Origin of the sequence: Lysinibacillus sp. FSL L8-0126 (assembly GCF_038630385.1) — a bacterium.
Classification (GTDB): domain Bacteria; phylum Bacillota; class Bacilli; order Bacillales_A; family Planococcaceae; genus Lysinibacillus; species Lysinibacillus fusiformis_D.
The window spans coordinates 1,467,976-1,490,873 of sequence record NZ_CP152028.1 but is presented as its reverse complement, the minus strand read 5'-3'; the positions used below and the strand labels follow the sequence as shown (position 1 = coordinate 1,490,873).

Sequence of the window (22,898 nt, the reverse complement as noted above, 5' to 3'; positions counted from 1 at the left end):
CGAAGGTGAATGTGTTTTCAGACGATTAACTATTTAACCTTAATATTCATTACTGTTGCTGCTACGACACAGTTCATATATATTGCTATTACTCTGAGGATAAAAAAGAAGGTGTCTCATTAGGAGGCACCTTCTTTAATTGATAGTCTCATTTTTCGAAGCTATACGTGCTTTTTTCTCAGCTTTTTTACGCTCTCGTAAGGCTTTAAAAAAATCGGTTAAAATTTGTCCACATTCATCTGCTAAGATTCCTTCAGATACTTCACATTCATGGTTAAAGCGTGCATCGTTTAATAAACGATAGAGTGAATCTACACAGCCTGCTTTGATATCTCTTGCACCATAGACAACACGTGGTACACGAGATTGCAAAATTGCACCTGCGCACATTGGGCAAGGTTCAAGCGTAACATAGAGTGTTGTTTTTTCGAGACGCCAGCTGCCGATTTTTTTACAAGCCTCTTGAATAACCATTAGCTCAGCATGTGTTGTTGCATTTTGTGTTGTTTCTCGTAAATTATGAGCTTTTGCAATAATTTCCCCATTATAAACAAGTACAGCACCTATAGGCACTTCCCCAAGTATAGCTGCTTTTTTGGCTTCTTCTAATGCTTGTTTCATAAATTGACGATCTGTTTCAAAAATATCCACTAAAAATCTCTCCTTATAAAGTAGTTTATCCTGCTTAATTGGTAATTGCTACTTTTAACTTTCTTTCAGCGGGTGTCAAGGAATCAGAAAGGAACGCTTTGTGTAAGCACAAAGCTAAATCTGAATGCAACTAGGCTTCGGTATAGTTGATTATTGACATTCCTAAAATAACCCTATATATTTATACATGAACACATGCTCATATATAAATATTTAAGAATGGGGTAAACTTTTATGGATGAAACATTAAAAAGTTCAAAAACACAAAAAATTGCAATTCAGCATTTAGATGAAGAGACATTATTTGTAGTATCTCAAACCTTTAAGGCATTGAGTGATCCGACTCGAATTCGCATTTTAAACTTACTATGTACAGATGAACATTCAGTCAACGACATTGCTGAAATTTTAGATTTAGGCCAATCGACTGTTTCTCATCAATTACGTTTTTTAAAAAATTTACGCTTAGTGAAATTTCGAAGAGAGGGAACAACCTTGTATTATTCTAAGGATGACGATCACATTATGAATTTATTGAAGCAAGCTATTGAGCATGCGACACATAATTAAATGAAATGGAGGAATATAAATGGGACATCAACACGATCACGGTCATGATCATACACATGGTGCAAATAAAAAGGTGTTATTACTGTCGTTTATTATTATTACAGGCTATATGATAGTAGAGGCAATTGGTGGTTTTTTAACGAATAGCTTAGCTCTTTTATCAGACGCAGGTCATATGTTAAGTGACTCTATCTCTTTAGGTATTGCGATGTTAGCCTTTATGTTTGGAGAAAAGGCGGCTAGCTATAGTAAAACGTATGGTTATAAACGATTTGAAATTTTAGCTGCTGTATTAAATGGTATTACATTAATAGGGATAGCATTATTTATTTTCTATGAAGCGTTTAAACGCTTTGCCAATCCGCCTGAAGTAGCTACTTCAGGAATGCTTATTATTAGTACGATTGGTTTGGTCATTAATATTTTAGTGGCATGGATTATGATGCGTGGCAGTGACACAAAAGATAATTTAAATATGCGTGGCGCTTTTTTACATGTACTTAGCGATATGCTAGGGTCTGTAGGGGCAATTGTTGCGGCTTTATTAATTATGTTTTTTGGCTGGGGCTGGGCAGATCCACTTGCGAGCGTAATTGTTGCTTTATTAGTAGTAAGAAGTGGCTACTATGTCACAAAGGCTTCAATCCATGTTTTAATGGAAGGAACACCTTCAAATGTAGATGTTCAGGAGATTATTCAACTAATAGAACAGACGGATGGAATAAAAAGTATCCATGATCTACACATCTGGACAATTACTAGTGGAACGAATGCATTGTCCTGTCATGCAGTTGTCAATGAACAGTTAAAAATAGCTGATGGTGAGCATATTCTACGAAAAATTGAACATAATCTTGAGCATAAGGGTATTAAGCATGTAACCATTCAATTAGAAACGGCATCACATCAACATGGAAATACAATTTTATGCCAATTAAAAAATGATCATGAGCATCATCATGAATAAAAAAATTTTTATCGCTTGCATACCCTTCTTGGGTATAGTATTATGAAGTTGAGATAGGAGGGGTAGAATGGAAGACACAGTAAAAGATGATGTTTGTCATACAGAGGGAGCTACGTCTTGTCGAAAAAGTCATCACCCTGAGCGTGTGAAAAAGGATTTAACAACGCGCTTAAATCGTATTGAAGGCCAGATTCGCGGCATTAAAGGAATGATTGATAAAGACGTTTACTGTGATGATATTATTACGCAACTATCTGCTACACAGTCCGCATTAAATAGTGTGGCAAAAATATTATTAGAAGGTCACTTAAAGGGTTGTGTTGTAGATCGTTTATCAGAGGGCGATGAAGCGGTTTTAGATGAGTTAGTAGTAACGATTCAAAAGTTAATGAAAAAATAAATATAAACCATATTAAAAGGAGAGATTTTATTATGCAAAACGTAACGTTAAATGTACAAGGAATGTCATGTGGTCATTGTGTAAGTGCAGTTGAAAAAAATGTTGGTGCTTTAGCTGGTGTTGAACAAGTAAAAGTTAATTTAGCAGATGGTTTAGTTGATGTTGCATTTGATGATGCACAAGTATCCATTGATCAAATTAAAGAGACAATTGATGATCAAGGCTATGATGTAAAATAGTAGTTGCAGAGTGCTCCTGTAGCACTCTCTTATTTTCAAAAAAATATACCCCCTGTTGGTATAAGGAGAGGTGAAAGGTAAATGAGTTCTGATATAAAAGAAGCGAATTTGCAAATTACAGGCATGACATGTGCAGCCTGTGCCACTCGTATAGAAAAAGGCTTAAATAAAATGGATGGGGTAGAACAAGCGACGGTTAATTTAGCGCTAGAAAAATCATCTATTAAGTATGACTCAAAAAAGCTAACTGAAGAAGATTTTGAAAAGAAAATAGAAGCACTAGGTTATGGTGTTGTTAAACAAAAGACTGAGCTTGATATTACGGGTATGACATGTGCAGCTTGTGCGACTCGCATTGAAAAAGGGTTAAATAAGCTAAGTGGTATTTCTTCTGCCAATGTTAACCTAGCACTGGAGAAAGCGGTGATTGAGTTTAATCCATCAGAAGTGTCCATGGCAGATATCATTGCAAAGGTAGAGAAGTTAGGCTATGGTGCTCATCAAAAGGCAGATGAGCAGGAAACAGTGGATTACCGTGAAAAAGCCATTAAACAGCAACAACGGAAATTTATTTTTTCGGCTATTCTTTCTTTACCATTGCTTTGGACGATGGTCGGCCATTTTTCCTTTACGTCATTTTTATATGTGCCAGAATTCCTTATGAATCCATGGGTCCAAATGCTACTGGCTACTCCTGTGCAATTTATTATTGGTAAGCAATTTTATGTAGGTGCCTATAAAGCATTACGCAATGGCAGTGCAAATATGGATGTACTTGTGGTCATGGGGACATCAGCAGCTTATTTCTATAGTGTCTATCAAGCAATTGTAACGATAGGATCACACCATGGTCCACATCTTTATTTTGAGACGAGTGCAGTTTTAATTACATTAATTTTATTAGGTAAATTATTTGAAGCAAAAGCAAAAGGACGCTCATCTGAAGCCATAAAAAAACTAATGGGACTTCAAGCCAAAACCGCTATTGTTGTACGTGATGGTGTAGAAAAAGAGATTCCTTTAGAAGAAGTGATCATTGGCGATGTAATGTTAGTGAAACCAGGGGAAAAGATTCCAGTTGATGGCGAGGTAATAGAGGGAATAACAGCCGTTGACGAATCAATGTTAACAGGGGAAAGTCTACCAGTTGATAAGAAACAAGGCGATCCATTATTTGGTTCTACGCTTAATAAAAATGGTTTTATTAAAATGATAGCGACAAAGGTTGGTCGTGATACAGCATTAGCGCAAATCATAAAAGTGGTAGAAGATGCTCAAGGATCAAAAGCACCGATTCAACGTTTGGCAGACCGAATTTCAGGGATTTTCGTACCAATCGTTGTTGGCATTGCAATTGTCACATTTTTAATTTGGATTATATGGGTTCGACCTGGTGAATTTACACCTGCTTTAGAGGTTTTAATTGCAGTACTTGTCATTGCTTGTCCATGTGCTCTTGGATTAGCAACGCCAACGTCAATAATGGCAGGCTCAGGACGTGCAGCTGAATTTGGTATTTTATTTAAAGGTGGAGAACATTTAGAACAAACACAAAGTATTGATACAGTAGTTGTAGATAAAACTGGTACAGTGACACATGGTAAACCTGAGCTTACAGATGTTTTATTAGCATCAGAGCAGGATGAAGTACGCTTTTTATCTTTAATTGGGGCAGCTGAGAAACAATCAGAGCACCCTCTAGCAGAAGCCATTGTACACGGTATAGAAGATCGTGGTATCGCTTTAGGTGAAGTTCAATTCTTCGAAGCAATACCTGGTTATGGTGTGCAGGCAACTGTCTCAGGTCAAGGTATTGTCATTGGTACACGTAAATTAATGCAACAATATGGAATTTATATTGATGATATATTACCAACCATGGAGCAACTAGAACGCAACGGCAAAACAGCGATGCTTGCTGCCATTAATGGTCGATATGCAGGCTTAGTAGCGGTCGCTGATACAGTGAAAGATACATCAAAAGAGGCTATTCATCGTTTACAGGATATGGGCATTACGGTCATTATGATGACTGGTGATAATGAACGGACTGCTCAAGCCATAGGAACAGAGGTAGGCGTAAATTATGTAATTGCTGAAGTATTACCTGAAGGCAAAGCAGATGAAGTGAAAAAGCTTCAAGCTCAAGGGAAAAAAGTAGCGATGGTAGGTGACGGTATTAATGATGCACCTGCACTGGCAACCGCAAATATTGGTATGGCAATCGGTACAGGAACAGACGTTGCGATGGAAGCGGCAGACATTACGCTAATTCGTGGTGACTTAAATAGTATCGCAGATGCCATTCTAATGAGTCGAAAAACAATGCGTAATATTAAACAAAATCTATTTTGGGCATTTGCCTACAATACATTAGGTATTCCTATTGCTGCAATCGGTCTACTTGCTCCGTGGGTGGCAGGGGCAGCAATGGCTTTCAGTTCGGTATCGGTAGTATTGAATGCACTACGATTACAGCGAGTGAAATTATAAGAATTGTAAGGGCATTGGGAAGTATATTCTCGATGTCTTTTTTCTATGAATTAGAGAAAAATCGCGCAGAGAAATTTACTAGAACAATCAATAGGTTGATTCTGTTTTTCATTTTCCTACTATGATAGAATGAAAAGTACTGATTTATTTAATGAATGAGGTGCCAAAGTAGGGCACAACGTGATAATCCATCGAACAAAAAGGAGGAACTTCTGGTGACGGTTCCATTTGTTACGGTAGAAGGTCCGATTGGTGTTGGTAAAACCTCTTTATCAAAAGAGATAGCAGCGACATTTAATTACCATCTATTAAAAGAAATTGTAGACGAAAACCCTTTTTTAAATAAGTTTTATGAAAACATTGAGGAGTGGAGTTTCCAAACGGAAATGTTCTTCCTTTGTAATCGCTATAAGCAATTAACGGATATTAAAAAATTTCGATTAGCGCATGCCAAACCGGTTGTAGCAGACTATCATATTTTTAAAAATTTAATATTTGCGAAACGTACATTGGCGCCAACTGAGTACGACAAGTACGAGGAAATCTATAGAATTTTAACGAAGGATATGCCTGTTCCAAATGTAGTGGTTTATTTACATGCCAGCGTTGAAACATTAATGAAGCGTATCGCCATGCGTGGTCGAGAATTTGAAAAGATGATTTCACGAGATTACATGGAGCAGCTTGTGGCTGATTATCATTCCTTTATCCAGCATTTTGAGAACATGCATCCTGAAATTCCAGTTATTCGATTTAATGGAGATCAGCTTGATTTTGTAAAAAATCCAAATGATTTAGAACATGTTTTAAAAATAATTAAAGATACGTTACAACAAAGGAGTTTGCAATAATGAATTTAAGAGAGAAGTATGATATTCCACCACAAACAGTCATCACTATTGCAGGAACTGTTGGTGTAGGAAAATCAACGATGACAAAGGCGTTGGCAGAGGCACTAAACTTTCGTACATCATTCGAGAAAGTAGATACGAATCCATACCTTGATAAATTTTATGATGACTTTGAAAAATGGAGCTTTCATTTACAGGTTTACTTTTTAGCAGAGCGATTTAAAGAACAGAAGCGTATTTTTGAATATGGCGGAGGATTTGTACAAGATCGATCCATTTACGAAGATACTGGGATTTTTGCTAAGATGCACTATGATAAAGGAACAATGAGTCCGACAGATTATGAAACATATACAAATTTGTTTGATGCGATGGTGATGACACCCTATTTCCCGCATCCAGATTTGCTTGTCTATCTTGAAGGACCAATTGATGCAGTTATTGGTCGTATTCAAGAGCGTGGACGTGCCATGGAGCAACAGACACCGAATGATTATTGGGTAGAAATGCATGAACGCTACGAAAACTGGATTAATAACTTTAATTCCTGTCCAGTTCTTCGTTTAGATATTAACGATTATGATTTATTAAAAAATCCTGATGCCATTGAATCAATTGTGAGCCGCATCAGTCATATGCTAAAACAAACAAGCCATTTACGAAAGTAAAAGTAAATGACCAAAAAACGTGGGACAATATATAGCTGATTGTTGCACGTTTTTTGAATAGGAGGGATTACTATAAGAATTGCAGTGTATTGCGGATCTGGTTTAGGTAAAAATCCTATTTATGCTGAGAAGGCGGCGGAGCTAGGTACAGCACTAGCTAACAGCGGTCATGGTGTGGTCTATGGTGGTTCTAAAACAGGGTTAATGGGGAAGGTAGCCGATGCTGTTTTAGCAGCGGGTGGAGAAGTAATTGGTGTGATGCCCACTCATTTACAGAAGAGAGAATTGGCACATGCCTCATTAACAGAGATTCATTTTGTAGACTCTATGCATATTCGTAAGGCTAAAATGGCAGAGTTAGCCGATGCCTTTATTGCTCTTCCTGGTGGCGCAGGAACTTTAGATGAATATTTTGAGGTATTTACTTGGGCTCAGATTGGACTGCATGAAAAACCTGTCATTTTATATAATGTAAATGGATTCTATAATGCAATTTTGAAGCATTTTAAAATAATGTTAGAGGAAGACTTTATACGTGCAGAACAAAAGGCGCTCTTTCATGTGGCAACGACTTCGAAAGGTGTTTTACGTTTATTAAAAAAACATGGGTGAGCATTCCCATGTTTTTTATGTAAGATAAAAGTTAAATAATTATATTTTAAGTAAAAAAATAGAAATAAATGAGGTGTTGTATATGCACAGTGTAGATGCTCAAGTAACCGATGATTTAGTAGTACAAGCCATTGAACGTAATATAGCAATTATCCGCTTTAATATGGACAGAAGAGTAGCATACGTCAATGAGCTATTTGCTCAAACATTAGGTTATACCGTACAGGAGATGTTAGGAAAGCACCATAAAGAACTTTGCTTGCCTGATTTTACGAATAGTAGCGAGTACGATAAATTTTGGTGTAATCTAACAGCTGGAAATAGCTATCAGGATAAAGTTGAGCGAATCGATGCTAACGGTCAAAGAATTTGGTTGGAAGCGACATATATGCCTGTTTTCGCAAATAATACAAGAAAAGTAATAGGTGTTTCTAAAATAGCTGCTAATATTACTGAACGTCAAAATGAGATAATGAGCGTAGCCGACAAATTAAAGAGTATGTCTAAAGAGCTTTATCAGCGTTCAGAGGCTGGTATTCAAAATAGCCAGGACCTACTGGAAACCATTCAAGTAGTGTCACAGGAATCAAATGAAAATGTAAGTAATCTTGCACAGCTTCAAAAACAAGCGGATTCTATAAAAGGCATTGTCAAAACGATTCAAGAGATTGCCTCACAAACTAATTTATTGGCTTTAAATGCGGCCATTGAAGCAGCTAGAGCTGGCGAATATGGTAGAGGTTTTGATGTAGTAGCCAAAGAGGTTCGAAAGCTTTCTGTAAGAGTTGAGCAATCCATTTCAGAAGTGAAAGATAATGTTGAAGGGATTGAACGAGAAATTAGTCAGGTGACAGACAGTATTACAAGGATAGCTGAAAAAGCGGATAAAACGAATGAACAAATTACCGTCACTACAAATGATTTTAGTGAAATTGCATCTGCTGCTGAAGCATTAGATGAACAATCCAAGCAGTTTATCGAAATTATTTAATCTTAAACATGGCACTATCCTTTAAATAGATGATGCCATTTTAATATCAATACACATATTTCATAAAAAATAATGGTGAAATACTGTTGTCATTTTTTCCACTTGTTTTCGATATATATTGAAATAGTCTATATTTTTTATTTACAATAATAGTGTAAGGCTTTCATCAATCATAATAGGGGTGTTATGTATGACAAAAGTGGAAGTAAGCTTTCAGCATCTACCAACTACAGCTATATCAGATGCGACAGGTGGGCATACCAATTTGCGTAGTGATATCAAGCCGTTAGCAGATCATTTTAAAATTGCAGGACGAGCTGTGACTGTACGTTTACCAGATGGTGAAAACGGGGCAGTATTGGAAGCAATTAGAGCAGCGAATGAAGGGGATATTTTAGTAATTGATGCAAAAGGAAATACGAATAGAGCGGTAGCTGGAGATTTTGTGATTTCCTTAGCAAAGGGCATTGGTGTACAAGGTTTTGTTGTAGATGGCGTAATCCGTGATATTGAAGCAATTCAGGAGCTAAATTTCCCTATATTCTCGTTAGGTACTACCGTAGCTGCAGGCAATAAAAATGGTGGTGGTCAAGTAAATGTGCCCATTGCCATAGGGGGAGTAACAGTTCTCCCTGGTGATTATATAATTGGGGATGTAGACGGTGTGATTGTCGTGCCACAGCAAGAGGCTGAAAAAATTGTAGCAGCAGCAGAAGCCAAACTCGAAAAAGATGAAAAGCGTGCACAGGAAGCACATGTCAATGGAAAAGAATCCATTATTGCTTATTTAGATAAAATATTAGCAAAATAAAAAAACCCTCACGATGCCATCCAACATCGTGAGGATTTTTTTAACTTACGCTAGATTTTCATTATCATTAAAGTAATTTTTCATCTTTTCGCGATCGAAACGACCTTCCCATTTTGCCATTACTAATGACGCTAATGAGTTACCAATTACGTTAACAACTGTACGTCCCATATCAAGAATACGGTCAATACCAGCGATAAATGCTAGTCCTTCAAGTGGAATACCGACAGTACCTAAAGTTGCTAGAAGTACTACGAATGATACTCCTGGAACACCTGCAATCCCTTTAGATGTAACCATTAGTACAAGCATTAACGTAATTTGTTCACCAATGCTTAGGTGAATACCGTACATTTGAGCAATAAATAATGCTGCAATGGCTTGGTAGAGTGTTGATCCATCTAAGTTAAAGGAGTAACCAGTTGGTATAACAAAGGAAACAATATCCTTTGGCGCACCTAATTTCTCCATTTTCATCATAACACGTGGTAATACAGCTTCAGAACTTGCTGTAGAGAACGCTAAAATTAGTTCATCTTTTAATACTTTAATTAAATAGAAGATGCTAATTCCTGCGAATTTTGCCACAAGGCCAAGAACGACAAAGATAAAGAATAGCATTGTTGCATATACAAGAATGGCCAATTTGGCAAGTGGAACCAGGGAGGCAAACCCATATTTGGAAACGGTTACACCAATTAAACCAAATACCCCAAGTGGAGCGAATTTCATTACGAGGTTTGTTACCCAGAACATAGCATCTGCTACCCCTTGGAAGAAGTCTAAGACTGGTTTTCCTCGATCACCAACTGCAGCAACCCCTAAACCAAAAAGAACTGAGAAGAAGATAATCGCAAGCATATCACCTTCAGCCATTGACTGAATGATATTTGTTGGGACAATGCCTACAATGATATCAAATGGCCCCTCATGCTGTACTTCTTCAGTTGTTGATACATACTTTGAAATATCACCTTGAGATAGTTCATTCATATTTATACCTGCACCAGGTTGGAAAATGTTCGCAGAAAGTAATCCAACTACGATGGCAACAGTTGTAATAATTTCAAAGTAAATAATAGATTTCCCGCCTAATCGTCCAAGTTGCTTCATATCTCCAGTACCAGCAACACCAACGATTAAAGTCGAAATTATAATCGGTACAACAATCATCTTAATTAGATGTAAAAATATATCCCCTAATGGTTGTAAATATGTCTCAATTTTGGGGTTTCCGTAAAAGATACCACCAATAATGATCCCTAAAATCAAACCGATTAAAATTTGAGCGGCTAAACTGATTTTAAATTTCTTTTTCAAATCCTTTGTACCTCCCCTAGTATTAAATTTTCAGGACACGCCTTACTTTAATAATACAGAGGACTTACGGAATCCGACAAAATCCGAGAAAATTAATTTACTTTTGTTAAAATGTCTGAATATAAAACTTGAATAAACTTCTTAATATTAACCTTTGCTTTACGATTATCGTGGTCTTCAATTTGTGTCATGAGCTGGCGAATCTCTTTAAAATCAAAGTAGCGTGGGGCATAGTACTCGAATTCAGAGTTTGTATAATCAACAACCCCTAAATTAGCAAGATTAATCATTGCAGCTAATATTGTTCGGCGCACACGCTGTTCAATGGCTTTACTTTCCTTTAATATGTCATCGGGTGTAGCCTTTGTCACAGCTGCAATTTCTTCATACAGCTCTTTTAATGGAGGAAGAGGTGCAATCTTATGCTGATGAGCAAGTAATGTTTCTATAATGGCAATTATATCCTCACTACCAATTTCACCGACAATGCCCATATCATTTAAAATAGATTGAATATGATCTCGTGATGTTGCTTTATGAGCCTTTTGTTCAGTTAATTCAATGTTTGTAAGTGATTGACGTATAACTAACAGCGAATTTTTAAGTCGAAATTGTTCAGTTGTTTTTTTCAAAACATTTTCTACTTCGATACGGTTGATTGGTTTATGAATGAAGAAATCAATTCCTTGTTCATAGGCCTCACCAACCATTTCCTTATTCACAACTTGTGAAATCATAATAAATTGTCCCTCAAAACGATTTTGCATAAGTTGCTCAACTGTTGCTATACCATCGAGCTTGGGCATCAATAAATCAATTAACACAAATTCTGGCTGCGTCATTAAAATCTGTGGTATGGCATCCTCACCATTACGTGCCTCACCAATAACTGTACCTAGCCCGCTATCTTCAATAATTTGTTTTAACATAACACGACTTGCACGATCATCGTCTACAATAAAATACCTCATTTAAGTCTCTCCCGTTTGAATAGTTTGCGTAGGAATTATGATTTTAAACGTTGTATATTGATCGTCTGAATCAACGGTTATTGAGCCTTTTAATTTTTCTACTAATTCAGCAACGTGTGAAAGCCCAATGCCAGTTGCCGCTACACCATCAATATTGAACTTGGTTGTGTATCCAGGTTCAAAGATAACAGAAATATCTGCTTGTGAAATTCCTTGTCCATTATCACATACTGTTATTACAGTATTATCTTCTTGGCGCCCAATAGCAATAGAAATGATACCTTGTTCTTCAATAGCCTCAACAGCATTGGCAGATAAGTTATTTAAAAGAGCAAGGAGTGCAATATGTTCCTTTGTTTGAAAATCGAAGTCTATACATGTATTAAATTGTATATCCTTACCAAGTAATTCAGCGTATTTCCTATTGCCTTCTTCAATATAATGCAATAATTCAGATAATACGAAAGGGCCGAAGCTTCTTTCGCCCACAATCTTCGAAATACCAGCATATATACGTTGAGAATCTTTCTTCACTTCATGGATTTCCTGGGCAATATGAAGTGCCTGTAAACTTTCAGCTCGATAACCTAGCACTTTTAACTGTCGATATAATTCATAACCGCTGGCTGTAATAGTTTCAATATGGTTCATTGATTTTTTTAAGTATAGGGTCTCAACATAGAGGTCAGATCCGATATTGAGCATTTCTTGTACTCGTTTTTTTTGCTCAGCAATCAAAATGGAGCTATAAATACCTACTACAAAAAAACTGCGTAATATAGCTACGGCTAATAGGATCAGGAGGTCATGAAGAAATAAAAAAGTATAATTTTGGACAAAAAATCGAAAAATTTGTTCTGCTAAATTACTAATGACCTCACTAAAGGCGACGAGTAAACCAAGTTTTAAAGGTTTTTCTCTATATTGTTGAATATCTAAAATTTGTAGGCACACTGCAAACAATACATAAAATAACGCGGCTGGTAAATGGTTAAATAGACTCTCAGAAATTGGAACGTTGTGTAACGTGGAATTAATAACACGAAAAATTGTTGTCACTATACTTGTTGCAATACCGGCTAAAATAATCGGTGTAGGTTTAAGTAGTGTGCATAAAAAGAAGATGATCGTACCTAAACCAAAACGGAATGTTGTATTAGCAAATGGCATAATTTTAATTTCACTACCAATTGCGGTCAGGACAGCAATAATGAAAATCCAAGTAAGGGAAGCACGTGTCATAGATAATTTCGATTGCAATATTACAACCTCCCATCATTCATATAATAAAAAATACCACAACCGAGGCGGAAGTGGTATCTAACAAGTAATACATACAATTTTGGCAAAAAAAAACGGCTACAATTGTAGTCGGAAATTTTAAAAATGGAGGAGGTAGAGGGATTCGAACCCCCGCGCGGTGTTACCCGCCTGTCGGTTTTCAAGACCGATCCCTTCAGCCAGACTTGGGTATACCTCCATGTTATATTGCTCTGCTGTCTTATCGACAAAAATAAATTTATCATAACTAGAAACACTCGTCAATATTTTTTTTGAAAAAAATTTAAGTAGTTTATTCAGGGCTTGGAAATAAATAATTTGTGCATTAAGTTGCAATTTATACAAACTGTCAGTATACTAGTTATTGCCGTGCTAGGTGGGAAGGTAGCGGTGTCCTGTAACTCGCAATCCGCTCTAGCGAGACTGAATTCCTTTTTCGAGGCTGTCCGTATTGTTTGGTCTGCCTTTTGCACGTAGTGTTGACGATTGGGTCCTGCGCAATGGATACCCATGAACCATGTCAGGTCCGGAAGGAAGCAGCATTAAGTGGTCTTATCCATGTGCCGCGGGGTTGCCTAATCCGAGCTAACGACAAGAGTAACGCTTATGTGCGGCTGTCAAGGAAAGGTGCACGGCATTAACTTGCCAATTCAAAGCATCCGTCTACTATAAGGCGGGTGCTTTTTTATTTTTAAATTTAGTAACTTCATTTTCTATATAAGAAGGCAAATGCTATAATATAACTATTCAATTAAATGGAGAAGGAGAGAGGAAATCAGTGACGTATCAAGCATTTTATCGTGTGTATCGACCGCAATCTTTTCGAGAAATGTCTGGCCAAGCACATGTCAAAAGAACGCTACAAAATGCTCTCCTAGCAAATAAAACAACGCATGCTTACTTATTTTCTGGGCCGCGTGGTACAGGGAAAACAAGTACAGCCAAAATCTTTGCGAAGGCTTTAAATTGTGAACATGCACCATCGAAAGAACCGTGTAATGAATGCGCTACATGCATAAGTATTACGGATGGCTCCCATCCTGATGTCATTGAATTTGACGCGGCTTCGAATTCACGTGTTGAAGAGATTAGGGATATTATAGAAAAGGTTCGCTTTGCTCCTGCAAGCAGTAGATATAAGGTGTACATCATAGACGAAGTGCATATGCTTTCTACAAGTGCCTTTAACGCTCTTTTAAAAACTTTGGAAGAGCCACCTCCTCATGCTGTATTTATTTTAGCAACGACAGAGCCTCACAAATTGCCTGCAACGATTATTTCTCGTTGTCAGCGCTTTGATTTTAAGCGACTTTCTACCAATGATATTATTGAACGTATGAAGGTCGTCCTAGAAGATATTGATTTACCATATGAAGAACAAGGTTTAAAGGTGATCGCACAATCAGCCGCAGGAGGAATGCGTGATGCTTTAAGTTTGCTAGACCAAGTTGTGTCATTTAGTGGGGAAAAATTAAAGCTTGAGGACACATTATTAGTTACAGGTTCAATTAGTCAGGATGTTTTTTATGACTTAGCTGAAGCATTGAAAGTAAAAGATGTTGCTCAAATGCTAGCTCTTTTAGAGCAACTTATAGCTGATGGCAAGGATCCCTTGCGCCTTTCAGAAGATTTAATTACTTTTTTCCGCGATTTACTATTACTTCAAACAAGTGATGATTTAGCTGAACTTTTAGAGTTAGTGTCCCCTGAGGAGCGTGTATTTACTTTAGCACACGAATTTGCTCCAGATATGCTTTATGGCTATATTGATATACTCGCAAAAGTACAGCAGGAGATGCGTTTCTCTCACCATACGAAAATTTACTTAGAAACAGCATTGCTTAAAATGGCACAATTTTCGGGAGGGTTAGCGCATCAAACGGTGGCTATGAACGAAACTGTACAAAGCTCAGAACTCACGCAAAAGGTGGTAGCGCTTGAGCAGATGATTCAACAATTATCCTTGCAACTGCAAACAGGAACTCCTGTGCAAATGACGTCAACGCAAAAAGAGCAAAGACCTCGTGCTAAAAACCCGAATGGCTATAAAGCACCCACTGGTCGTATTCAGGAAGTGTTGAAAGATGCTACAAAGCAAGATGTGCAACGTATCAAGTCAGTTTGGGCACAAGCATTAAATCAAATGCAAAAATCTCAATCGGCTCTTTTAGCAGAGGCTGAACCTGTTGCGGCATCTTCGAGTGCTTTTGTGTTAAAATTCAAGTATGATATTCATTGTCAGATGGTTGCCGATAACCAATCTTTAAAGGCTCACTTTACACAATTAATTGCTGGGCAAACTGGTACAATGTACGAGATGCTATGTATACCAGAAGAATCTTGGTTGAAAATGCGTGAAGAGTTTATCCGTGATCACAGTCTACAGCAAAAGAAATCACAGGCTGTCTCAGAGCATGGAGAAGAATTATTAGAGCCACCACCGGCAGAAATGCCAGATGAACCATTTATCGATGATGCCCAACCTCTTGCTTCACAAGATCCACTTGTGACAGAGGCTGAAAAGCTCTTTGGTAAAGATTTTGTTGAAATTATTGAAGATTAAATTTTTAGGAGGAAGACATTTATGCGTGGAATGGGAAATATGCAAGGTATGATGAAAAAGATGCAAAAAATGCAAAAGGAAATGATGGAGGCTCAAGAGGCTTTAAATGCTGAGCAATTTGAAGGTGTTGCAGGCGGCGGCATGGTAAAAGTAACAGTTTCTGGTCAGCGTGAAGTAGTGTCAGTAAATCTAGATGAAGCTGTAGTAGACCCAGAAGACATCGAAATGTTACAAGACCTAATTGTTATTGCAACAAACGAAGCGTTGAAAAAGGTAGAAGAAAAAACAAACTCAACGATGGGTAAATTCACTCAAGGCTTAAACCTTCCATTCTAGGAGGTAATCATATGTACTACCCAGAACCAATATCTAAATTGATCGATAGTTTTATGAAATTGCCAGGTATCGGGCCGAAAACCGCGGCTCGTCTGGCGTTTTTTGTGTTATCTATGAAAGAAGACGATGTATTATCTTTCTCTAAAGCATTGATTGATGCTAAACGAAACCTGAGTTACTGTTCTGTCTGTGGCAATATAACAGATGTAGACCCATGTCACATTTGTGCAGACAAGCAGCGAGATCATTCTATTATTTGTGTTGTGCAAGATACAAAGGATGTTATTGCAATGGAAAAAATGCGTGACTACAACGGCATGTATCATGTACTTCAAGGTGCAATTTCTCCAATGGATGGTATCGGTCCAGAAGATATTAATGTTGCTTCCTTGTTAGTGCGTTTGCAAGATGAAAGTGTACAAGAGCTTATTTTAGCTACGAATTCAACAATTGAAGGTGAGGCAACAGCTATGTACATATCTCGCCTTGTCAAACCTTCAGGGATTCGTACGACTCGTATTGCGCATGGATTGCCAGTAGGGGGAGATTTAGAATACGCAGATGAGGTTACGCTATCTAAGGCAATGGAAGGCCGACGCGAATTATGAGTGAGGGATTAATATGTTCTTCCGTAGTAAAGGAAAGTTAAAAAAAGAATTCGATGATAGGCTTGTGAATCTTATAAAAGAAACAAAAGAGGATTTACAGCAGGCGAAGATAATAGAAGAATTAATGGATGACTATGATCTCGGGGTAATTGCTCAACGCAAAACAGCAGAAAGTATTCATTTCTATTTATTTAAGGAAGCTAGAATTCGCAAGGTATTAATAAAATAGTTCTTATTTAAATATTCATAGAAGCGATACAGGAAACATAAACTTTCATAATTATTTAATTGAGGGGGCAACCATATTGTCTTGGTTAGTAATTATGAGTATTAGTATTCCTGTAGGGCTTCTTTTTCTTTATGTAATAATAAGACATGCTAAACTAGGTAAGATTTTAGAAGGGTTATCGGTGTTTTGGTTTAGATTTGCATTTGCTTTTCTATTATTATTTATAATCCATTTAGGTATTGGTTATATAGGATATAATGTACCCATCAATCTATTTTCAGTCTTAACTATTGCCGTCTTAGGTATTCCGGGTGTATTAGGAATAACAGCTTTAATATTTTTTTTATAAAAAGCTTGCAATATGAAAAGAATATGATATAGTTATAAAAGTCGCTAATATAACTGATTGAAACGAAAATAAATTAAAAATTTATGTTGACACATTATATACGACATGGTATTATATAAGAGTTGCTGCTAAAACAGCAGTTAACGAAATGAACCTTGAAAACTGAACAAGCAAAACGTAATCAATAAAGTTTTCAGTAACTAACTTCTGTTAGTGAACGAAACAAAATTTTGGACATCAAAATTGATGCCAGCAAAACAATTTGAGCTATTCAAATTTCTTTTATGGAGAGTTTGATCCTGGCTCAGGACGAACGCTGGCGGCGTGCCTAATACATGCAAGTCGAGCGAACAGAGAAGGAGCTTGCTCCTTCGACGTTAGCGGCGGACGGGTGAGTAACACGTGGGCAACCTACCTTATAGTTTGGGATAACTCCGGGAAACCGGGGCTAATACCGAATAATCTGTTTCACCTCATGGTGAAATACTGAAAGACGGTTTCGGCTGTCGCTATAGGATGGGCCCGCGGCGCATTAGCTAGTTGGTGAGGTAACGGCTCACCAAGGCGACGATGCGTAGCCGACCTGAGAGGGTGATCGGCCACACTGGGACTGAGACACGGCCCAGACTCCTACGGGAGGCAGCAGTAGGGAATCTTCCACAATGGGCGAAAGCCTGATGGAGCAACGCCGCGTGAGTGAAGAAGGATTTCGGTTCGTAAAACTCTGTTGTAAGGGAAGAACAAGTACAGTAGTAACTGGCTGTACCTTGACGGTACCTTATTAGAAAGCCACGGCTAACTACGTGCCAGCAGCCGCGGTAATACGTAGGTGGCAAGCGTTGTCCGGAATTATTGGGCGTAAAGCGCGCGCAGGTGGTTTCTTAAGTCTGATGTGAAAGCCCACGGCTCAACCGTGGAGGGTCATTGGAAACTGGGAGACTTGAGTGCAGAAGAGGATAGTGGAATTCCAAGTGTAGCGGTGAAATGCGTAGAGATTTGGAGGAACACCAGTGGCGAAGGCGACTATCTGGTCTGTAACTGACACTGAGGCGCGAAAGCGTGGGGAGCAAACAGGATTAGATACCCTGGTAGTCCACGCCGTAAACGATGAGTGCTAAGTGTTAGGGGGTTTCCGCCCCTTAGTGCTGCAGCTAACGCATTAAGCACTCCGCCTGGGGAGTACGGTCGCAAGACTGAAACTCAAAGGAATTGACGGGGGCCCGCACAAGCGGTGGAGCATGTGGTTTAATTCGAAGCAACGCGAAGAACCTTACCAGGTCTTGACATCCCGTTGACCACTGTAGAGATATAGTTTCCCCTTCGGGGGCAACGGTGACAGGTGGTGCATGGTTGTCGTCAGCTCGTGTCGTGAGATGTTGGGTTAAGTCCCGCAACGAGCGCAACCCTTGATCTTAGTTGCCATCATTTAGTTGGGCACTCTAAGGTGACTGCCGGTGACAAACCGGAGGAAGGTGGGGATGACGTCAAATCATCATGCCCCTTATGACCTGGGCTACACACGTGCTACAATGGACGATACAAACGGTTGCCAACTCGCGAGAGGGAGCTAATCCGATAAAGTCGTTCTCAGTTCGGATTGTAGGCTGCAACTCGCCTACATGAAGCCGGAATCGCTAGTAATCGCGGATCAGCATGCCGCGGTGAATACGTTCCCGGGCCTTGTACACACCGCCCGTCACACCACGAGAGTTTGTAACACCCGAAGTCGGTGAGGTAACCTTTTGGAGCCAGCCGCCGAAGGTGGGATAGATGATTGGGGTGAAGTCGTAACAAGGTAGCCGTATCGGAAGGTGCGGCTGGATCACCTCCTTTCTAAGGATTATTTCGGAATACAAACCTAGGGTTTGTAAGATTACGTTTTGCGTTCAGTTTTGAAGGTTCATTCTTTCTTGAATGAAAATCTTCAAAACTTGTTCTTTGAAAACTGGATAAAACGACATTGAAATTGTAACAAACACATTTATTTTTTAAGTTTTTTTATAGGCTTAATAACTTGGTTAAGTTATTAAGGGCGCACGGCGAATGCCTTGGCACTAGGAGCCGAAGAAGGACGGCACTAACACCGATATGCTTCGGGGAGCTGTAAGTGAGCTTTGATCCGGAGATTTCCGAATGGGGGAACCCACTACGTTTAATGGCGTAGTATCTTGACGTGAATACATAGCGTCTTGAAGGCAGACCCAGGGAACTGAAACATCTAAGTACCTGGAGGAAGAGAAAGAAAAATCGATTCCCTGAGTAGCGGCGAGCGAAACGGGAAGAGCCCAAACCAAGAGGCTTGCCTCTTGGGGTTGTAGGACACTCAATACGGAGTTACAAAAGAGCGAGTTAGATGAAGCGACTTGGAAAGGTCCGCCAGAGCAGGTAAAAGCCCTGTAGTCGAAAGTTCGTTCTCTCCTGAGTGGATCCTGAGTACGGCGGAACACGTGAAATTCCGTCGGAATCCGGGAGGACCATCTCCCAAGGCTAAATACTACCTAGTGACCGATAGTGAACCAGTACCGTGAGGGAAAGGTGAAAAGCACCCCGGAAGGGGAGTGAAAGAGATCCTGAAACCGTGTGCCTACAAGTAGTTAGAGCCCGTTAATGGGTGATAGCGTGCCTTTTGTAGAATGAACCGGCGAGTTACGATTACGTGCGAGGTTAAGCTTTAGAAGGCGGAGCCGCAGCGAAAGCGAGTCTGAATAGGGCGAAATAGTACGTGGTCGTAGACCCGAAACCAGGTGATCTACCCATGTCCAGGGTGAAGGTAAGGTAACACTTACTGGAGGCCCGAACCCACGCACGTTGAAAAGTGCGGGGATGAGGTGTGGGTAGCGGAGAAATTCCAATCGAACTTGGAGATAGCTGGTTCTCTCCGAAATAGCTTTAGGGCTAGCCTCGTGATGAGAATACTGGAGGTAGAGCACTGTTTGGACTAGGGGGCCATCCCGGTTTACCGAATTCAGACAAACTCCGAATGCCAGATATTTATACACGGGAGTCAGACTGCGAGTGATAAGATCCGTAGTCAAAAGGGAAACAGCCCAGACCACCAGCTAAGGTCCCAAAGTAATCGTTAAGTGGAAAAGGATGTGGCGTTGCACAGACAACCAGGATGTTGGCTTAGAAGCAGCCATCATTTAAAGAGTGCGTAATAGCTCACTGGTCGAGTGACGCTGCGCCGAAAATGTATCGGGGCTAAACGATTCACCGAAGCTGTGGATTGACATCTACGATGTCAGTGGTAGGAGAGCGTTCTAAGTGCGTTGAAGTCAGACCGGAAGGACTGGTGGAGCGCTTAGAAGTGAGAATGCCGGTATGAGTAGCGAAAGACGGGTGAGAATCCCGTCCACCGTATGACTAAGGTTTCCTGAGGAAGGCTCGTCCGCTCAGGGTTAGTCGGGACCTAAGCCGAGGCCGATAGGCGTAGGCGATGGACAACAGGTTGATATTCCTGTACCACCTCCTCACCGTTTGAGAAATGGGGGGACGCAGTAGGATAGGGTAAGCGCGCTGTTGGTTATGCGCGTCCAAGCAGTAAGGCGTGTGTGTAGGCAAATCCGCACACTGTAACGTTGAGCTGTGATGGCGAGTCCGTATGGACGAAGTTCCTGATTTCACACTGCCAAGAAAAGCCTCTATCGAGGTGAGAGGTGCCCGTACCGCAAACCGACACAGGTAGTCGAGGAGAGAATCCTAAGGTGTGCGAGAGAACTCTCGTTAAGGAACTCGGCAAAATGACCCCGTAACTTCGGGAGAAGGGGTGCTCTTGAGCGTGCAAGCGCATGAGAGCCGCAGTGAATAGGCCCAGGCGACTGTTTAGCAAAAACACAGGTCTCTGCAAAACCGTAAGGTGACGTATAGGGGCTGACGCCTGCCCGGTGCTGGAAGGTTAAGAGGAGTGGTTAGCGCAAGCGAAGCTGCGAATTGAAGCCCCAGTAAACGGCGGCCGTAACTATAACGGTCCTAAGGTAGCGAAATTCCTTGTCGGGTAAGTTCCGACCCGCACGAAAGGCGTAACGATCTGGGCACTGTCTCAACGAGAGACTCGGTGAAATTATAGTACCTGTGAAGATGCAGGTTACCCGCGACAGGACGGAAAGACCCCGTGGAGCTTTACTGTAGCCTGATATTGAATTTTGGTACAACTTGTACAGGATAGGTAGGAGCCAGAGATCTCGGAGCGCCAGCTTCGAAGGAGGCGTCGGTGGGATACTACCCTGGTTGTATTGAAATTCTAACCCATGCCCCTTAGCGGGGCAGGAGACAGTGTCAGGCGGACAGTTTGACTGGGGCGGTCGCCTCCTAAAAGGTAACGGAGGCGCCCAAAGGTTCCCTCAGAATGGTTGGAAATCATTCGTAGAGTGTAAAGGCACAAGGGAGCTTGACTGCGAGACCTACAAGTCGAGCAGGGTCGAAAGACGGGCTTAGTGATCCGGTGGTTCCGCATGGAAGGGCCATCGCTCAACGGATAAAAGCTACCCCGGGGATAACAGGCTTATCTCCCCCAAGAGTCCACATCGACGGGGAGGTTTGGCACCTCGATGTCGGCTCATCGCATCCTGGGGCTGTAGTCGGTCCCAAGGGTTGGGCTGTTCGCCCATTAAAGCGGTACGCGAGCTGGGTTCAGAACGTCGTGAGACAGTTCGGTCCCTATCCGTCGTGGGCGTAGGAAATTTGAGAGGAGCTGTCCTTAGTACGAGAGGACCGGGATGGACACACCGCTGGTGTACCAGTTGTCTTGCCAAAGGCATCGCTGGGTAGCTATGTGTGGACGGGATAAGTGCTGAAAGCATCTAAGCATGAAGCCCCCCTCAAGATGAGATTTCCCATTACGCAAGTAAGTAAGATCCCTCAAAGACGATGAGGTAGATAGGTTCGAGGTGGAAGTGTGGTGACACATGGAGCTGACGAATACTAATCGATCGAGGACTTAACCAAAACGTTTGAACCATTCAATGAACCGTTTATCCAGTTTTGAAAGAATAATTTCTTTTATGAAGGGTTTCAAGATACGAGTAGTTCGAGGAAGCAATAGAGAGAGGGAAGGAGCGTACTCAAGTACGTGACTGACTGAACGACAGAAGCTGACGAAGAAATGCGATGTATATTGAAAGCCGACCATAGTCTAGTGATGATGGCAAAGAGGTCACACCCGTTCCCATACCGAACACGGAAGTTAAGCTCTTTAGCGCCGATGGTAGTTGGGGGCTTCCCCCTGTGAGAGTAGGACGTCGCTAGGCAACAAAGTAACCACTGAGAAATCAGTGGTTTTTTTTATTTATTTAGAGACCTATAAAATGTTAAAGTTTAATGGAGTGATTAAAACACACAAAGGGGTGCAATGTAATGGCAACTGGACAATATAGTAAGAATATCAGTATGCAGAAAGAAAAGTTAGAGGAATTTATTCAAAATAAAGAACAATGGGCTGTTTTAATACCAGGTTACTTACACCACGAATTATTGAATGAAAATGATATGATTTGGGTCTTTCAAGGAGATTTTGGCATTATTCAAAAAGCTGTTAAAGTGGAGCTGAAGGTGAAAAAATCAGATGCTCATCAGATACTTTTTGATTTGGAGGGCTTATCCGATCCGATAAATGGCGATGGTTCATTTGAAATAAAACAAAATTAAGATCAATCATTGCAACTTACTGGTAAGTTAACAATGAAGGCTAGCGGCTTTTTAGCAGGAATGATGAATCCAGTTTTAGATAATTTTGTCCCAAGACTAGTGGAGCAATTAGTAAAGGAAATGGCCGTTAAAGTGGTGAAAGAATAGTTTTGTGGAAAAACCGATTATTGCAGATAACGGCAATAATCGGTTTTTATATGGAATGAGCAAATGTTTTTTTACTAAATGTTCTCTCTTCGATAATGAGGTAAAGAATGTCTGCTTTTTAGTGGCTATTCAAATATCTATTCAAATAGAATGCCGGCGTGACTAAATTATGTTGTCACATAGCCTCTAAACGATGAT

The 22,898-nt window shown here is 40.0% G+C and carries 21 protein-coding genes, 1 tRNA gene, 3 rRNA genes and 1 other RNA gene; 21 read left to right on the top strand and 5 right to left on the bottom strand.

Annotated features, from left to right (window positions below; genetic code table 11):
- Window positions 1–135: 135 nt before the first annotated feature.
- Window positions 136–651 carry a tRNA adenosine(34) deaminase TadA gene (gene tadA, locus MHI34_RS07190; RefSeq protein WP_342504297.1) on the bottom strand — a complete coding sequence of 172 codons (516 nt, stop codon included), beginning with the start codon at window positions 649–651 and terminating at the stop codon, window positions 136–138.
- A 234-nt stretch (window positions 652–885) separates the two neighbouring features.
- On the opposite strand from tadA, the gene MHI34_RS07185 reads away from it, so the two are divergent.
- The 10 genes from MHI34_RS07185 (at window position 886) to MHI34_RS07140 (ending at window position 9,253) form a co-directional block, all read left to right on the top strand.
- Window positions 886–1,221, top strand: a complete 336-nt coding sequence (locus MHI34_RS07185; RefSeq protein WP_089934908.1) for a metalloregulator ArsR/SmtB family transcription factor — start codon at window positions 886–888, stop codon at window positions 1,219–1,221.
- A 19-nt stretch (window positions 1,222–1,240) separates the two neighbouring features.
- Window positions 1,241–2,188: a cation diffusion facilitator family transporter gene (locus tag MHI34_RS07180; RefSeq protein ID WP_089934906.1), complete on the top strand. Its 948-nt coding sequence runs from the start codon at window positions 1,241–1,243 to the stop codon at window positions 2,186–2,188.
- Window positions 2,189–2,255: 67 nt separating this feature from the next.
- Window positions 2,256–2,588 carry a metal-sensitive transcriptional regulator gene (locus MHI34_RS07175; RefSeq protein ID WP_036122075.1) on the top strand — a complete coding sequence of 111 codons (333 nt, stop codon included), beginning with the start codon at window positions 2,256–2,258 and terminating at the stop codon, window positions 2,586–2,588.
- A gap of 32 nt (window positions 2,589–2,620) precedes the next feature.
- Entirely contained in the window at window positions 2,621–2,827 is a 207-nt protein-coding gene (gene copZ, locus MHI34_RS07170; protein ID WP_058843215.1) for a copper chaperone CopZ, read from the top strand.
- A gap of 81 nt (window positions 2,828–2,908) precedes the next feature.
- On the top strand, window positions 2,909–5,320 hold the full coding sequence (locus MHI34_RS07165; RefSeq protein WP_330494077.1) for a heavy metal translocating P-type ATPase: 2,412 nt from the start codon (window positions 2,909–2,911) through the stop codon (window positions 5,318–5,320).
- Between the two features lie 215 nt (window positions 5,321–5,535).
- On the top strand, window positions 5,536–6,171 hold the full coding sequence (locus MHI34_RS07160) for a deoxynucleoside kinase (protein ID WP_036122083.1): 636 nt from the start codon (window positions 5,536–5,538) through the stop codon (window positions 6,169–6,171).
- Window positions 6,171–6,839, top strand: a complete 669-nt coding sequence (locus MHI34_RS07155; RefSeq protein WP_036122086.1) for a deoxynucleoside kinase — start codon at window positions 6,171–6,173, stop codon at window positions 6,837–6,839. The genes MHI34_RS07160 and MHI34_RS07155 overlap by 1 nt, the downstream gene beginning before the upstream one ends.
- A gap of 84 nt (window positions 6,840–6,923) precedes the next feature.
- Window positions 6,924–7,451: a TIGR00730 family Rossman fold protein gene (locus tag MHI34_RS07150; protein WP_058843213.1), complete on the top strand. Its 528-nt coding sequence runs from the start codon at window positions 6,924–6,926 to the stop codon at window positions 7,449–7,451.
- Window positions 7,452–7,533: 82 nt separating this feature from the next.
- Window positions 7,534–8,442 (top strand): methyl-accepting chemotaxis protein, encoded by a 909-nt coding sequence (locus MHI34_RS07145; RefSeq protein WP_342504296.1) that lies wholly within the window; start codon window positions 7,534–7,536, stop codon window positions 8,440–8,442.
- Between the two features lie 190 nt (window positions 8,443–8,632).
- Window positions 8,633–9,253, top strand: a complete 621-nt coding sequence (locus MHI34_RS07140) for an RraA family protein (protein ID WP_342504295.1) — start codon at window positions 8,633–8,635, stop codon at window positions 9,251–9,253.
- A 45-nt stretch (window positions 9,254–9,298) separates the two neighbouring features.
- Here the strand turns inward: MHI34_RS07140 and MHI34_RS07135 are convergent, their stop codons facing one another.
- The 4 genes from MHI34_RS07135 to MHI34_RS07120 form a co-directional block, all read right to left on the bottom strand.
- Window positions 9,299–10,573, bottom strand: coding sequence for a cation:dicarboxylase symporter family transporter (locus MHI34_RS07135; RefSeq protein WP_036122120.1), 1,275 nt, complete (start codon window positions 10,571–10,573; stop codon window positions 9,299–9,301).
- 92 nt (window positions 10,574–10,665) lie between these two features.
- Entirely contained in the window at window positions 10,666–11,544 is an 879-nt protein-coding gene (locus MHI34_RS07130; RefSeq protein WP_036122124.1) for a response regulator, read from the bottom strand.
- On the bottom strand, window positions 11,545–12,804 hold the full coding sequence (locus tag MHI34_RS07125) for an ATP-binding protein (RefSeq protein WP_051891648.1): 1,260 nt from the start codon (window positions 12,802–12,804) through the stop codon (window positions 11,545–11,547).
- 127 nt (window positions 12,805–12,931) lie between these two features.
- A tRNA-Ser gene (locus MHI34_RS07120) sits at window positions 12,932–13,024 on the bottom strand.
- Window positions 13,025–13,192: 168 nt separating this feature from the next.
- Between MHI34_RS07120 and ffs the strand changes: the two genes are divergently transcribed.
- From ffs to MHI34_RS07065, 11 genes are all read left to right on the top strand, one after another.
- Window positions 13,193–13,460: signal recognition particle sRNA large type (gene ffs / locus MHI34_RS07115), an RNA gene on the top strand.
- A 143-nt stretch (window positions 13,461–13,603) separates the two neighbouring features.
- Window positions 13,604–15,388 carry a DNA polymerase III subunit gamma/tau gene (dnaX, locus tag MHI34_RS07110; RefSeq protein ID WP_342504294.1) on the top strand — a complete coding sequence of 595 codons (1,785 nt, stop codon included), beginning with the start codon at window positions 13,604–13,606 and terminating at the stop codon, window positions 15,386–15,388.
- A gap of 21 nt (window positions 15,389–15,409) precedes the next feature.
- The gene (locus MHI34_RS07105) at window positions 15,410–15,724 is read left to right on the top strand and encodes a YbaB/EbfC family nucleoid-associated protein (RefSeq protein WP_036122138.1); all 315 of its coding nucleotides are present in this window, start codon (window positions 15,410–15,412) and stop codon (window positions 15,722–15,724) included.
- Between the two features lie 11 nt (window positions 15,725–15,735).
- Window positions 15,736–16,332, top strand: coding sequence for a recombination mediator RecR (recR, locus tag MHI34_RS07100; RefSeq protein ID WP_036122141.1), 597 nt, complete (start codon window positions 15,736–15,738; stop codon window positions 16,330–16,332).
- 13 nt (window positions 16,333–16,345) lie between these two features.
- Window positions 16,346–16,561 carry a YaaL family protein gene (locus MHI34_RS07095; RefSeq protein ID WP_036122143.1) on the top strand — a complete coding sequence of 72 codons (216 nt, stop codon included), beginning with the start codon at window positions 16,346–16,348 and terminating at the stop codon, window positions 16,559–16,561.
- A 76-nt stretch (window positions 16,562–16,637) separates the two neighbouring features.
- Window positions 16,638–16,910: a pro-sigmaK processing inhibitor BofA family protein gene (locus tag MHI34_RS07090; RefSeq protein ID WP_036122146.1), complete on the top strand. Its 273-nt coding sequence runs from the start codon at window positions 16,638–16,640 to the stop codon at window positions 16,908–16,910.
- A gap of 281 nt (window positions 16,911–17,191) precedes the next feature.
- A 16S ribosomal RNA gene (locus tag MHI34_RS07085) occupies window positions 17,192–18,743 on the top strand.
- A 183-nt stretch (window positions 18,744–18,926) separates the two neighbouring features.
- Window positions 18,927–21,854 (top strand): 23S ribosomal RNA (locus MHI34_RS07080).
- A gap of 186 nt (window positions 21,855–22,040) precedes the next feature.
- Window positions 22,041–22,156: ribosomal RNA gene (rrf, locus tag MHI34_RS07075) — 5S ribosomal RNA — on the top strand.
- The 16S, 23S and 5S rRNA genes sit together here, the layout of an rRNA operon.
- Before the next feature lie 106 nt (window positions 22,157–22,262).
- The gene (locus MHI34_RS07070) at window positions 22,263–22,553 is read left to right on the top strand and encodes a hypothetical protein (RefSeq protein ID WP_342504293.1); all 291 of its coding nucleotides are present in this window, start codon (window positions 22,263–22,265) and stop codon (window positions 22,551–22,553) included.
- A 9-nt stretch (window positions 22,554–22,562) separates the two neighbouring features.
- Window positions 22,563–22,700, top strand: coding sequence for a hypothetical protein (locus tag MHI34_RS07065; RefSeq protein WP_342504292.1), 138 nt, complete (start codon window positions 22,563–22,565; stop codon window positions 22,698–22,700).
- Window positions 22,701–22,898 lie beyond the last annotated feature (198 nt).